The 13,664-nt window shown below is 54.9% G+C and carries 14 protein-coding genes; 2 read left to right on the plus strand and 12 right to left on the minus strand.

What is annotated here, in order from left to right; genetic code table 11:
• Positions 1 to 85: 85 nt before the first annotated feature.
• The 7 genes from CDH47_RS00305 to folE all read right to left on the minus strand — a co-directional run bounded on the left by CDH47_RS00305 (position 86) and on the right by folE (position 7,515).
• On the minus strand, positions 86 to 2,701 hold the full coding sequence (locus CDH47_RS00305) for a heavy metal translocating P-type ATPase (protein WP_100637847.1): 2,616 nt from the start codon (positions 2,699 to 2,701) through the stop codon (positions 86 to 88).
• Between the two features lie 6 nt (positions 2,702 to 2,707).
• A complete protein-coding gene (locus CDH47_RS00310) occupies positions 2,708 to 3,139 on the minus strand; it encodes a MerR family transcriptional regulator (protein WP_100638700.1) in 432 nt (143 codons plus the stop codon).
• 223 nt (positions 3,140 to 3,362) lie between these two features.
• Positions 3,363 to 3,683 (minus strand): hypothetical protein, encoded by a 321-nt coding sequence (locus CDH47_RS00315; RefSeq protein WP_100637848.1) that lies wholly within the window; start codon positions 3,681 to 3,683, stop codon positions 3,363 to 3,365.
• A gap of 19 nt (positions 3,684 to 3,702) precedes the next feature.
• Positions 3,703 to 5,934, minus strand: coding sequence for a putative bifunctional diguanylate cyclase/phosphodiesterase (locus CDH47_RS00320; protein ID WP_100637849.1), 2,232 nt, complete (start codon positions 5,932 to 5,934; stop codon positions 3,703 to 3,705).
• A 133-nt stretch (positions 5,935 to 6,067) separates the two neighbouring features.
• Positions 6,068 to 6,505 carry a CoA-binding protein gene (locus tag CDH47_RS00325; protein ID WP_100637850.1) on the minus strand — a complete coding sequence of 146 codons (438 nt, stop codon included), beginning with the start codon at positions 6,503 to 6,505 and terminating at the stop codon, positions 6,068 to 6,070.
• Between the two features lie 37 nt (positions 6,506 to 6,542).
• Complete coding sequence (gene folX / locus CDH47_RS00330; protein WP_100637851.1) at positions 6,543 to 6,917, minus strand: dihydroneopterin triphosphate 2'-epimerase; 375 nt, start codon at positions 6,915 to 6,917, stop codon at positions 6,543 to 6,545.
• 28 nt (positions 6,918 to 6,945) lie between these two features.
• Complete coding sequence (gene folE / locus CDH47_RS00335; protein ID WP_100637852.1) at positions 6,946 to 7,515, minus strand: GTP cyclohydrolase I FolE; 570 nt, start codon at positions 7,513 to 7,515, stop codon at positions 6,946 to 6,948.
• A 209-nt stretch (positions 7,516 to 7,724) separates the two neighbouring features.
• On the opposite strand from folE, the gene CDH47_RS00340 reads away from it, so the two are divergent.
• The gene (locus CDH47_RS00340; protein ID WP_100637853.1) at positions 7,725 to 8,639 is read left to right on the plus strand and encodes an alpha/beta fold hydrolase; all 915 of its coding nucleotides are present in this window, start codon (positions 7,725 to 7,727) and stop codon (positions 8,637 to 8,639) included.
• Between the two features lie 13 nt (positions 8,640 to 8,652).
• Here CDH47_RS00340 and CDH47_RS00345 read toward each other — a convergent pair whose 3' ends face one another.
• Positions 8,653 to 9,720 (minus strand): GGDEF domain-containing protein, encoded by a 1,068-nt coding sequence (locus CDH47_RS00345; RefSeq protein ID WP_100637854.1) that lies wholly within the window; start codon positions 9,718 to 9,720, stop codon positions 8,653 to 8,655.
• 209 nt (positions 9,721 to 9,929) lie between these two features.
• Between CDH47_RS00345 and CDH47_RS00350 the strand changes: the two genes are divergently transcribed.
• Positions 9,930 to 11,012 (plus strand): patatin-like phospholipase family protein, encoded by a 1,083-nt coding sequence (locus CDH47_RS00350; protein WP_100637855.1) that lies wholly within the window; start codon positions 9,930 to 9,932, stop codon positions 11,010 to 11,012.
• 19 nt (positions 11,013 to 11,031) lie between these two features.
• Here CDH47_RS00350 and znuB read toward each other — a convergent pair whose 3' ends face one another.
• The 4 genes from znuB to CDH47_RS00370 all read right to left on the minus strand — a co-directional run bounded on the left by znuB (position 11,032) and on the right by CDH47_RS00370 (position 13,654).
• The gene (gene znuB, locus CDH47_RS00355; protein WP_100637856.1) at positions 11,032 to 11,856 is read right to left on the minus strand and encodes a zinc ABC transporter permease subunit ZnuB; all 825 of its coding nucleotides are present in this window, start codon (positions 11,854 to 11,856) and stop codon (positions 11,032 to 11,034) included.
• The gene (gene znuC / locus CDH47_RS00360; RefSeq protein WP_100637857.1) at positions 11,843 to 12,631 is read right to left on the minus strand and encodes a zinc ABC transporter ATP-binding protein ZnuC; all 789 of its coding nucleotides are present in this window, start codon (positions 12,629 to 12,631) and stop codon (positions 11,843 to 11,845) included. Before znuC ends, znuB begins: the two co-directional genes overlap by 14 nt.
• Positions 12,624 to 13,115, minus strand: a complete 492-nt coding sequence (locus CDH47_RS00365) for a Fur family transcriptional regulator (RefSeq protein WP_100637858.1) — start codon at positions 13,113 to 13,115, stop codon at positions 12,624 to 12,626. The genes znuC and CDH47_RS00365 overlap by 8 nt, the downstream gene beginning before the upstream one ends.
• A gap of 77 nt (positions 13,116 to 13,192) precedes the next feature.
• Positions 13,193 to 13,654, minus strand: coding sequence for a chemotaxis protein CheW (locus CDH47_RS00370; protein WP_100637859.1), 462 nt, complete (start codon positions 13,652 to 13,654; stop codon positions 13,193 to 13,195).
• Positions 13,655 to 13,664 lie beyond the last annotated feature (10 nt).

Genomic DNA, 13,664 nt, shown 5'->3' on the forward strand with positions numbered 1-13,664 from the left:
TCGCTGCCGGATGACGAAAGCCAGAACCACCAGACGATGGCGACCATCAGAACAAGCCCACCGGCATTGACCAATATAGTTTCCATCAGTTCCGCTCCTCTTTTGATTGTTCGCTTGGCGCTTGAGCCGGTTTGCTACTGGTTTTAAACAGGCGCAACCGGTTGGCGTTGGTTACTACGGTGACCGAAGACAGCGACATGGCGGCACCCGCAAGAATCGGGCTCATCAATACGCCCCAGATCGGGTAGAGCAGGCCCGCAGCTACGGGAATGCCCAAGGTGTTGTAAATGAACGCACCGAAAAGGTTCTGGTGAATGTTCTTCACCGTGGCCCGGGAGATCTCAATGGCATCCGGCACCCCGTGCAAAGAGCCGCGCATCAGGGTGATGGCGGCACTTTCTATAGCAACGTCGGTGCCTGTACCTATGGCGAAGCCAACATCGGATGCGGCCAGCGCAGGGGCGTCGTTAATGCCATCGCCCACCATGGCAACCGTGTAACCCTTGGCGCGCATTTCATTCACTATGTCGGCTTTGTCTTCCGGCAGTACTTCCGCGCGGTATTCATCAATGCCGGTCTTTTCCGAAATGGCCTTGGCGGTGGCGTCTATATCGCCGGTTACCATCATGACCCGGATACCGGCATCGTGCAGGCGCTGAATAGCAGCTTCGGAATCCGGCTTGATGGCATCCGCCACCCCCATGACCCCCAGCAGTTCTTTGCCCCGGGCCAGGAATAATGGCGTGCCCGCCTGCTCGGTAATAGAATCTTCAACCTTGGCGAGGTCCGTCAGCGACAGGCCTTCAGACTCCAGCCAGCGGCGGTTGCCGAGCCGAATCGGCTCACCCTCAAATTCGCCCGCCACGCCCTTGCCGTTCAGGGCCTCAAAACCGGTAACGTTCAGCGGCTCTGCGTTCTGCTCTTTTGCTTTATTCACAATAGCTTCTGCCAGCGGGTGCTCGGAATGCTGCTCCAGACCTGCCGCCAGCGACAGCAGCGCCTGTTCATCGCCATTCACCGCATGCACGCTGGTCACCGCCGGATGGCCTTCAGTGATGGTGCCGGTTTTATCCAGAATCACCAGGTCCAGCTTGCCTGCGGTTTGCAGGGCATCCCCCTGCCGAATCAGCGCGCCGTATTCCGCCGCCTTGCCAACACCCACCATCACCGACATGGGTGTTGCCAGGCCCAAGGCGCAAGGGCAGGCAATAATCAGAATCGTGGTGGCTGCGATAATCATATGCACAACGGCAGGCTCCGGCCCTACGTTGTACCAGACCAGTGCCGAAGCCACGGCGATGAGCATGACACTGGGCACAAACACCGAGGATATCTTGTCCGCCAGCCGGCCGATAGCCGGTTTTGAGCCCTGTGCTTTCTTCACCAGGTGGATAATCTGCGCCAAAGCGGTTTCGCTACCTACATGGGTGGCCTCATAAACAATGGCGCCGTGGGTATTCAGCGTACCGGCGGATACCTCGTCATCCACCGTTTTGGTTACCGGCATGGGTTCGCCGGTGAGCATGCTTTCGTCAATGCGGGTGCTGCCTTCGATAACCCGGCCGTCCACCGGCAGGTTTTCACCCGGGCGAACGCGAATATGATCGCCCTTTTGCACATCCTCTACCGGAATGTCCTGCTCCTGCCCATCCCGGATCACCCGCGCCGTCTTCGCCCGCAAATCCAGCAACCGGCGAACCGCCTCAGACGTCTTGCCCTTGGCTCGCAATTCCAGTGCCTGGCCCAGATTGATCAAACCGATAATCATGGCTGAGGCTTCAAAATACACATGCCGCGCCATCTCCGGCAACGCCTCGGGAATGCTCACAACCGTGATGGAATACAGCCACGCGGTCCCCGTACCCAGCGCAATCAGCGTATCCATATTGGCGTTATGGTGCCGGAACGCCTTCCAGGCTCCGGTAAAGAAGTGCCCGCCGGTGCCCGCCATAACCAGGAACGTCAGCACACCGAGACCAAGCCAGATACCCTGATTCGCCTCGGTGATATTCATCGAGCCAAAGGTCATGCCATAAACCATCATGGCAACACCCAGGCCCAGACTGACCGCCATTTTTATCAGCAGGGTTCTATACTGCTTCTTGTCCTCTTCCTGCTTCTGATCGTCTGCGGCATCGGCATCTTCAATCACACTGGCCCCGTAACCGGAACTCTCCACCGCCTTGATCAGAGCCTGCGAGTCAGACACGCCGGTTGCCGTGGCGGTATTGTCCGCCAGGTTCATATGGGCATGGGTAACGCCGGACACTGACTTCAGAGCCTTCTCAATGGTATTCACACAAGAAGCACAGGTCGCGCCGGTGACCGCCAGAAGCACCTGGTCGTCACCTTGCGCAGGCGCTGCTGGCTTTTGAGGCTTGCTCTCCGGCGCCTTGGCCTGCTCGCCCGAATCGACATCTGGCTCCGAGCCCGACTCTTTCGACTTGGACGCGCAACAGCTGGCGGGCTTTTCGGCCGCACCTACCGGTTCTGCAGGGAAGCCTGCATCCGACACAACCCTTGCCGCTTCCGTAGTATCAATGCCCTCAGGCAGAGCGACAGTCTGATCGTCCAGATTCACCCCAACCAGGCTCGCATCGCCGGTAAGTGGCTCCAGGGCATTCCGAATCTTTTTCACGCAACCCTGACAGGTCGCGCCGGAAATACTCAACGTGGTGTGCAACTCAGGTGCTTCACTCATAACGATCTACTCCTCAACATGCTTTGCGGGAGTGTTGTCATCCCAATGTTCAATCAAGCGGCAGATAGTTCGACCATCCGGTGTGCCGTCTGGCATATCCTGCCAAGCGCCCAGCGCCGCCTGCATCCGTTTTCTCAGCTGCTGCAACTCTTCAATTTCCCGCTCTACCTCTGCCAGCCGCTGCTGAAACACATCCCGAACCATAGGGCAGGGCGAGTGGTGATCATCTGCCTGATCGAGAATCTGCCGAACTTCCGGGAGCGAAAAACCAAGCTGCCGTGCCTTGCGGGCAAAACGCAGCCGCCGAAGATCCTCGGCATCGTAATGCTGGTAATTGTTATCCGGGTTCCGGGTGGGTTTAAGCAGCCCTTCGCGTGTATAGAAGCGAACAGTGTCCGGGTTAACCCCTGCAGCGGTAGCAAGTTCTTTGACTTTCATATCCAGCAGCATCGCCAAATGTTAATGAGCGGTGGTGTGGGAGGCTTGTCCGAAAATGCTCGGAGCCAGGGAAGGCGGAGAGCAAGCGTACAGGGACGTATGCACAGCGGTTTTCGGACAAGCCTCCCACACCGCCGCGGCTATCACCAAAGCAGGACAGCCGAGAGTGTTTGAAACTTAAGGATAGCCTAAAACCTATGACCTACTCACAGGTCAATGGTTTTCAGGAAGAGGGGCTTTTCGCCCGAAGGAAAGTACCACAGCTTTTGCACTGATCAGGCGCCATCAGCTTGGCCTGCCAGCCAATCTTCACGCCACAAGCAGGGCACGCCAGACGCAACTGCATAATGATAATGGGCGTAATCAAAGCCACCAGCAGAAACCCCAAAGGTCCCCATTCATCACCACTGGACAGCCCAAGCTGACTGCTGAACACCAGGATAATCACCAGAGCCACAAACGCAAAAATAAAATAATTGCGGTTCCAGCGCTCCCATCGGCGAAGCTTGGTGTCCTGTTCCGGTGTCAGATACCCCGTGGCCATAAAAACCTACCTGGAAAATTCAAATTTCATATCGTGGCTCAGCCAGCGCGAACTTCTCTAAGGTACCACCGACCAAAGCTCTCTCCAGCTCAGTGGCCGGAACCGGACGGCTGATCAAATAACCTTGAGCCATATTACAGCCCTGCCCCATAAGGAAGTCCAGTTGCGCTTGAGTCTCCACCCCTTCTGCCACCACTTTCAAACCAAGGTTGTGGGCAAGATTGATCACCGCTCGGGTAATCACCGCGTCATCATGACGCTCGGTTACTTCAGTAATAAATGAACGATCGATTTTCAGAAGGTCTACTGGGAAATCCCTCAGATACGCTAAAGAAGAATAACCTACACCGAAATCATCAATTGCCAGATGCACACCAAGATCGTGTAAACGGGACAGCTGATCCCGATTGTGTTCAATATTCTGAATGAAAATCTCTTCGGTAAGCTCCACTTCCAGCCGTTCAGCCGGAATACCCTCAGCATTCAAAGCATCGCGGATGTGATCCACCAGGTTTTCGTCATCCAGTTCCCGGCCAGACAAATTCACGGCAACCCTGAGGTGTCCAAAGCGAGTGCCATTCCACGCGGCCAACTGGCGACAGGCCGCCATCACCACCCAGTGGCCAATATCTGTAATTCGCCCGCTCTCTTCCGCAAGTGGAATGAACTCACCCGGAGCAAGTAAACCTCTGCGGGGATGCTGCCAGCGAATAAGGGCTTCGACACTGGTTATTTCACCGGTATCAAGATTTAACTGTGGCTGGTAGTGCAGAACAAATTCATTGTTGGACAGAGCTTGGCTCAATTCCTTTTCCAGCTCCAGCCGCATCACTTCGCGCTCTTGCATACCTTCAGTGTAAAACTGGTAGGTATTGCGACCCTGATCCTTGGCACGGTACAAAGCGATATCTGCATTGCGTAGCAGAGTGTCTGCATCCAGCCCGCTCTGGGGGTACACGGCAATGCCCAAGGTAGAAGTGATGCTGTGAACCTCATCCTGAACCTCAAAAGGAGCCGCGAAACACTGCTTGATAAGCCCCAGAAGATGAATGATTTCGTCAATGTCTTCCACAAACTGCAGGCAGATCATGAACTCATCACCGCCGGAGTAGGCAACGGAAACACGTTCATCACTGAGTAGATTCAAGCGTTTGGCAACCTGAACCAGCAATTCATCGCCAAACTGATGGCCAAGAGAGTCATTCAGCATCTGAAAACGGTCAAGATCCAGCATTATGAGCGCGACTTGTCGCATCTGGCGATCGGCAAGGGTCAGTGTGTGAGCCAGGTCTTCCATAAAAAATCGCCGGTTTGCCAATCCGGTAAGAACATCCGTTGATTCCAGCCGCACCAGATCCTGTTGGATGGTTTTTCGCTGTGCGATCTCTTCATCCAGCTCCTGGCGAGTGGTCAGCAGGGCCTGGTTACGCTTCAGGATGATCTGTGCCAGAAGAACCGCGAGGCTGGTTAGCACTCCCATGAGTAGCAGCGCAATAAATGTCCAGCGTGGCCAGGGGCTGAATTGTTTGGCTACCCAATCCGGTGAAGGCTCAAGCATGAGTTGCCAGTCCAGGGTCGGGAGATCTACGGGGACGGTGTAAGACAAGGAATCATCAGATCGGTCGAAAGAGTTCTGCCTGTATACCTCCGAGCCTTTGCTGAAAAGCGAAACGCGGAACATTTCAGGTTCGCGGGTAGATAACAGCTCTTGTGCCAACATCTCCATCCTGAAAACACCGGCGATAAACCCGTTGTTTTCTGCCCCCTTGCCAACCGGCGCATAAATAACAATGCCTTTGCCGCCCTGGCGAAGCTCAAGTACATCTGAAATGTCGTAATTGCCCGAGAGTTGGGCTTCTGCGAGGGCTTGTCTTCGCTGCTCATTGAAGCCAACGTTGAAACCAAGAACAGTCTCATTCAGTGAGACAGGCTCAAGCCAGCGAATGAAAAAATCACGGTCTATCCATTCAATGACGGTATAAATTCGGAAATCCATGAGGTAATTGCGAGCGTCCTGACGCCACTCATGTTCTGGCGTTGTCGGGTCTGCTGCAAGCCGCTTCGCCATGCGCTGGATAGCACCCGCATGGGATTTGAACTCCCATTCCAGGTTATTTGCCATGCTCCGGGTTTCATTTTCAAGATTGGCCTGTATTTGCCCTGTGTACTGGTGAATCAAGCCATAACGGAGCCCGGATGCCATCATTAAAAAAATCAGAAAGATGGCAACCGGAAAGGCAGGATGCAGCATGCGCTTCAGAAAATGCCCGCCTTGCGCAGATGAGTGTTCCAAGAGCTACCCCGTTGAATGAGAATCCGGTCACACAATCTTAACGGCTGAAGACCGGCCAACGTTAGTTATTATTACATTGGGGTTGTCCTGTTTAATGCCCAGCCTTGATTGCAGGAATGCCCTGACGTGGAATTTCCTGTTTCGGGCAACGATCCATAACGACCGTCAGCCCGGCAGCCTCTGCTCTGGCAGCGCCCGATTCGTTGATAACGCCTATCTGTAGCCAGAGTACAGGCACCTTCAATTCAATAGCCTGGTCAATCACCGCATCCGTGCGCTCCGGGGCCAAAAACAGTTCTACCATGTCCACGGGCTCTGGTAGAGAGAGGATGTCAGGGTAAACCGTTTCGCCCAGCACCTTTTGACCGGCCAGCCGCGGATTGACCGGAATAACACGGTACCCCTGATTCTGCATATACTCCATGACTTCATAGGAGGGACGGTGAGTTTTCTCGCTGGCACCTACCAGGGCAATTGTACGCACGCGCTCAAGGATTGCGCGCATCTGATCGGGCTGGTTGCTGGGCATGGAAATGCACCTCTTGTACGAAATAAACAGTGTTAATTTAGCGGTGGGCCTCAAGACGGATAGACACAGACTCCGTATAACGCAGCGCGTGAGGCTTATCGACTTTCACTTGGGCCCACTGCACGGCTGTGTGCTCCATTACGATATTGAGGACTTCGTGAGTCAAGCGCTCCAGGAGAGCAAAACGATTGCCATCCACATGGCCGATTATCTGCTTGGTGATGGTGCGATAGTTGAGCGCAGCGGAAATTTCGTTGCGGCTGATAGCTTCTGTCGCATCGTAAGTCAGGCGTACATTGATGATTACATCCTGCTGGTTGTTGATCTCCTCTTCCTTGATGCCAATGTAGGCGCGCAGCAGTAGGTCCTTGATTTCAACTCGTGCCTGATGGTTGCAGGTAACCTTTGTCATGTTGCCTCCAGCTGACTCTTTCCTTTGATCAACGATTGCTGTTGATCAGATTAAAAAACTCAGTGCGCGTTGCCTGGGATTTGCGGAACTGGCCCAGCATCATCGACGTCTTCATTTTCGAGTTTTGCTTTTCCACGCCACGCATCATCATGCACATGTGCTGTGCTTCGATAACCACAGCCACGCCTTTGGCATCGGTAACGCTCTCTACCGCTCCGGCGATTTGTCGAGTCAGGTTTTCCTGAATTTGCAGGCGGCGTGCATACATATCCACAATGCGAGCGAACTTGGACAGACCCAGAACTCGCCCTTGGGGCAGGTAAGCGATGTGACACTTGCCGATAAAGGGCAACACATGGTGCTCGCACATGCTGTAGAGTTCGATATCCTGTATTACGACCATCTCGTCCATTGCCGACTCAAAAACGGCATTGTTAACGAGATCGTCCAGATCCTGTTGATAGCCCTGAGTAAGAAACTGCATGGCTTTGGCCGCGCGCTTTGGGGTGTCTTGCAAACCTTCACGGTTAGTATCTTCACCCAGTCCGTTGATGATGGCGCGGTAGTGCCCCGCGAGGTCGTCAAGGGGTTTGGTCATAGTCTTATCCGGTTCTCTTGAAAATGCGGAGGTAGGGTATAAGGGACAAAGCTTAAGTGAATTTGCCCGGTATCTCTACGATTTACGACGCCGGGCACGGAAAAGACTCGTTACAAGGCGTAGTTTATTGGTTGTAATGGCGCGGCTCTGGCCGGCGAGTCGGGTTTATTCTAAAGTCGCAGGTTGTGAAGGTATATCGGGGACAGCGCATGGACCAGCAAATACCGAGTGCAGGGGAGGGAACGCCCGCCGGCTGTGGAATGGTTGCACTCGATGAATGGCAGCGAAACGGTAAATGGTTTAGCTACGAGGGCCACGCGATATTCAGTCGCATGGAGGGCCAGGGAGAACCACTGGTACTTATTCACGGGTTCCCTACGGCAAGCTGGGACTGGAACCGGCTATGGCCCATGCTGGTACAGAACAATCATCTGCTGGCTTTGGATATGCTGGGATTTGGTTTCTCCGATAAGCCTCGCAATTACGCCTACACCATTGAAGATCAGTCAGACCTGATCCAGGGGATGCTGGAAGGCCTTGAGCTGAAGTCGGTGCATCTTTTTGCCCACGATTTCGGGTGCAGTGTGGCCCAGGAGCTTCTGGCCCGAGAGCAGGAAGGCGTGTTGCCCTTCGAGATTGCCAGTGTGTGTTTTTTGAACGGGGGCCTGTTTCCGGAAGTACATAGCCCGCTGATGATCCAGAATTTGTTGCGCAGCCCGCTGGGCGGGCTGATCAGCCGGGCGCTTACCCGGCGTAGTTTCGAGCGCAGCTTTCTGAAGCTGTTCGGAGGCAAAAGTGTCCCGGATCACCAGGATATGGACGGGTTTTGGCAACTGCTTGTTTATAATAATGGTCGCGGCATTCTGCATCATTTGATCCAGTTCATGGAGGAGCGCCGGTGCCACCGCCATCGCTGGGTGTCGGCACTGCAAAATGCCAGGCAGCCTATGCGTCTTATTTCAGGTAGTGCAGATCCCGTGTCGGGTGCCGCCACGGCACAGCGCTATCAGGAGATGATTCGGGATGCCGACGTGGTGCAGCTGAAAAATGTAGGTCACTACCCCCATTTTGAGAGCCCTTGGGAGGTATTCGCTGCTTACAGAGAATTCCGTAAACGCCGGTGACCGGTGGGTGACTCTAGCTGGCAACGGGCGCTGGAGAAGTGCCAGGGATCCGGTAGCCAGCCACTGCGTAACTGGTTGCGTTCACGACCTGATTACGCCCCCTTGATTTTGCATCATATAGCGCTTGGTCGGCACGGTTAAGCCAGACAGACCAGGTTTCACCCTTCCCGACCTCAGCAATACTGGCACTGGCAGTTACCTTGATATCGTCAAGAAACGGCCTCGCACTGATGCACGAGAGCAATTGATGGGCAAGAAGGTTGCCCTCGTGCTGGCTGGTTTCAGGCAAAACGATCATGAACTCCTCTCCGCCGATACGAAAGAGCTGGTCATTTTTCCTGAGGCGTTTGCGCAGGCGCAGCGCCAGCTCTTTCAGCACCTTGTCCCCCGCCAGATGCCCCCATTGATCGTTAATGAGCTTGAAATAATCCAGATCCAGCAGAACCATACTGGATACCCGCCCGTAGCGTTCGCGCATCTGAATTTGACCGTTCAGGATGTCAGCCAGTTGGGATCGGTTGAGGCAGCCGGTAAGTGGATCGGTGGTTGCCAGCCTGGTTAACTCGGTTTGCAGCTTGCCCACCAGCCAGGCGAAAATCATGGAGAACAGGCACGTAAGGCCCAGTGAGAAGGTAATACGCCAGAAATCCGCCTCAGGAAACTTCAGGAAAGAAACTACAGCCATAACAGTGACAAAAATGGCATTGCTGGCAATGGCTTCCCGAAGCGGCAGCAGGAAAAACAGCGCAGATGCGGCTGGGTAAGCCCAGTACAAGCCTGCATGCCCATTAATGGCGGTTGAGTAGGCGGCACACACGACCGCAAGCAGCGGAAACAGCCGGCCTTCCAGGAAGTAGACACCACGAAAACGCAATAAGGCAATTACAGCAAGCGCATTGAGGCAGAAGAAAACCAGCAGGCCTGAAAGCAAAAAATGCTGCTGCTGCCATTGCACGATTACAAGGGGTGCCACTGCAATGAACGCCCAAAAGTGCAGATGACAAACCAGCTGGCGTTTGAAGCCGAGCACCGCAAGAGTGGGATTGTTCGACGGGGAATCAGTAGAGGTAGGCGTGTTCACTGCATGCTCCCGTTGTTTTGTTTTGTCGCCCTGCTTTCGCTGCCGGGCGTGTGTTCAAGTCTAGCATGGGTATTCTTCATAGAAGCTGAAGCATCTGGGCGTCGATAGTATTAGTTTTGTTAAGTTGGCCCATGGTGACCACTTCGTTAAAATCCACACCTCATCTGAACAGATTGTTAATCGTACTGAACGCTGACAGGAGCGCCATCATGACCGCCATCCATACCCGCGCCCCGGCACTGACTATCCGGGCAGGCCGTCGAACCCTGCAGCGGCTGCAGGAAAAACCCCTGACGCCTGATGATGTGCACGTTATACCCGGTGCGGCGGGTGGTCCCAAAGCGCTTGGGCTCAGTGGCCTGGATAAAGCCATTTTTGGTGATTGGTTACCCCGGGTTGAGCAGGAGCGTTCCCTGATTGGCTCGTCTATAGGCAGCTGGCGGTTTGCCGCCATAGCCTCTTCCGACAACCCCCGGGGACAACTTACACGGCTGGCGGAACTCTACACTGCCCAGCGTTTTGAAAAAGGCGTCAGTGCTGCGGAGGTTACCCGTCAAAGTGTTCAGTTCCTGGAAGAGCTGATTGGGGGCCGGGAGAACTATATTCTTGGTCATCCCTGGTACCGTTTGAATGTGGTGGTTGTTCGCAGCCTTGGCATGCTGGAACCGGATACCAAAGCCCGTCTGAGCTTCGGGTTGATGAGCGCTATAAGTGCCAATATTGTTGGCCGGCGGCACCTGGGGCGTTTTATGGAGCGTGGCATTCTTCACGATGCCAGGTTGAAGGCGCCATTGTCGGCGCTGGCTGACTTTCCAAGCCATGAAGTGCCGCTGAACCGCGATAACTTGCACGCTGCATTGCTGGCATCTGCGTCCATACCCATGGTGATGTCCGGTGTCCGGAATATTCCTGGCGCTCCGGATGGTATATACCGGGATGGTGGGCTTCTGGATTACCACTTGGACTTGCCTTATGAACAACCGGGCGTGGTTTTGTATCCGCACTTCACCGATCGGATTGTGCCTGGCTGGTTTGACAAAACCCTGCCATGGCGCCGCGGTGATGCGACTCGCCTGCAAGATGTGCTGCTGGTAGCGCCTTCCAGGGATTACCTGGAGCACTTGCCAGACGGCAAGCTCCCGGACCGCAAAGATTTCGAAAGCTATTTGGGGGATGACAGGGGCCGGGAGCGTTCATGGCAGAAAGCTATTGCCGAAAGCGAGCGCTTGGGAGACGAGTTCCTTGAACTGCTGGAGACCGGCCGCTTGGTGGATGTTGTTCAGCCTCTTTGATGCCCTGTTAACATGGCGCTTAAGCAGAGCGCCTTGCTGAAAACCGGCTGGCGCCGCCATAGACAATCAGAAAGCTGGCGAAAGCAGTTACCACTACGGAGGGGCCTGCAGGCGTATCCAGATGCCAGGACATGCTCAGACCGCCTGCCACCGCAATAAACCCGAAGACTACGGCCAGCGCTGCCATCTGTTCCGGGGTGCTGGCCAACCTGCGCGCGGTAGCGGCGGGAATGATCAGCAGGGCAGTAATCAGCAGTACGCCCACCATCTTCATGGCAACGGCAATGACCAGCGCAAACATCAGCATTAGCAACAGGCGCAGGCGCTCTACCGGCACGCCCTCTACCCGGGCCAGCTCTTCGTGGATGGTACTCATCAACAGACCACGCCAAAGCAGTGTCAGAAGCGAGAGAATCACTACAGCACCGCCATAAATCCACAACAGGTCGTTGCGGGTCATCGCCAGTAAATCACCGAATAGCAGACCAGTCAGGTCAATCCGGACTTCCGGCATGAAGCTGAGCGCTACCAGGCCAATAGCCAGAGCACTGTGAGCCAGAATGCCCAACAGGGTGTCGGTTGCCAGGGTTTTGTTGCGTGAAAACAGCAGCAATGCCATAGCCAGAATAACGCTGGTAATGAGCACTCCGAGGTTCAGTGGGATGCTGAACAAAAAGCTGATCGCTATGCCCAGCAAAGCCGAGTGTGCCAGGGTGTCGCCAAAATAAGCCATTCTCCGCCACACCACGAAACAGCCTAAGGGTCCCGCAATCAAGGCCACCCCCAAGCCGCCAATGAGGGCCCGCCAGAAGAAGTCATTCAGTACTGTATCAATGATGCTCATGCTGACAGCCCTCATGCCCGGTGGCTGGATCGGAATGGTCGGTGCTAACCACGTTGCCGCTCAGATCGTGGCTGTGGTTGTGATGGTGGTGATATACCGCCAGAGATTCGGCTACCGGCAAGCCGAAGGTTTCAATAAAGGCAGGGTCGTGGGAGATGTCGGCGGGGTGCCCGCTGCAGCAAACGTGCTGGTTCAGGCAGATAACCTTGTCGGTGGCAGCCATGACCAGATGCAGGTCATGGGAAATCATGATGACGCCGCAATTGAGTTCGTCTCGTAGCTCACGAATCAGGTCGTAAAGCGCCGCCTGGCCGTTTATATCAACGCCTTGAGCCGGCTCGTCGAGTACCAGAAGATCCGGTTTTCGCACCAATGCTCTGGCCAGCAAAAGGCGTTGCTGTTCGCCGCCAGATAGATGATGCACGGGGGCCTGGAGCAGGTGGCTGATCCCGGTTCGTTCCAGCGCTGAGACGCAGGTAGCCAGTGGCTGGCCACTGAGGAGCATGAAGCGCTGGATGCTCAATGGAAGCGTTGATTCCAGGCTCAAGTGCTGGGGCACATATCCGATAACAAGGTCTTTTGCGCGCATGATCTGGCCGCTGGTGGCAGCCTGGATACCCAGAATGGCTTTGATCAACGTGGTTTTACCGGCACCGTTGGGGCCAATAATGGTAATAATATCGCCCCGATGCAGTGCCAGACTTACCCGGTCTACAACCGGGCGGTCATCAAACCGGACGGTAAGGTTGTCGATGGCGACCAGTGCTTCATTCATCGGGCTGCTCCGCCTGACAATTGGGGCACAAGCCAGTGACTTCCAGAATGACCGATTCGGAGCGGAAGGCTTGCGTGCTGGCGGCCTCGTGTATGGCTTTGGAAACGGAGGTAGTTGTCAGTTCCAGCGCATTGCCGCAGCAGCGGCAAATAAGAAACATGCCTGTATGGAGTTCGCCCGCATGGGCGCAACCAATAAAGGCGTTCAAGGATGCTATGCGATGCACCAGGCCATATTGTTGCAGAAAATCCAACGCCCGGTAGACCGTTGGAGGCGCGGCGCTATGACCTTCTGAGGCGAGCTTTGCAAGTACATCGTAAGCGCCGAGAGGCTTATGGGATTGCCAGATAATTTCAAGAACCCGTTCGCGAGTGGTCGTCAGACGAGCGCCATGTTGCTGGCAAATAGCTCTGGCGTCAGCCATAGCCTGGCTTACACAAGCATCGTGATCATGAGGGCGGTAGGGAAGCGCGCGGGCAGACATGGTTGGGATCCTGCTGAATTTGCAACATTATAACATTCGCAGAAGCCCGTCTGCCATGGGTAACTGCGAAATGGAGCTTAGACCCCGAATTCGCTGGCGAGAGACTCCAGGTAATCCAGATTGGGAATCCACGCGGTTTCGCCGTCAACATCAACCAGCATAAGGTCTGCTGGCCCATTTTCGGCATCAATTTGTTTGATCTGATCTTGCGTAATTCGAACCTGGCTTGGAATGCCTTGGGTGATCAGGGCGGTGAAGCGAAGATGTTTGCGGTTGTCGCTGATGCCGTTGAGCACCACAATCCGGCCACGGTTTTCACCAGGTACGGACAGGGTTCCGCCATTGGCTACGTCGTAGGATATGACAGGCAGGGTCAGCCCACGCCACTCCAGGCTGCCTGCCAGCCAGTCTGGTGCACCAGTGCGAGCCTCATTGCTCACGTAGTCCACCACTTCGGCAATGGAAACGTTAGGCAGTAACAGTTGCCGTCCACTCACGGGAATCATGACGCAAGAGAGGGTTTGGCTATTTTCATTCATTGCTTGTGTC

The organism is Marinobacter salexigens, from assembly GCF_002806945.1.
GTDB classification, from domain to species: Bacteria; Pseudomonadota; Gammaproteobacteria; order Pseudomonadales; family Oleiphilaceae; genus Marinobacter; species Marinobacter salexigens.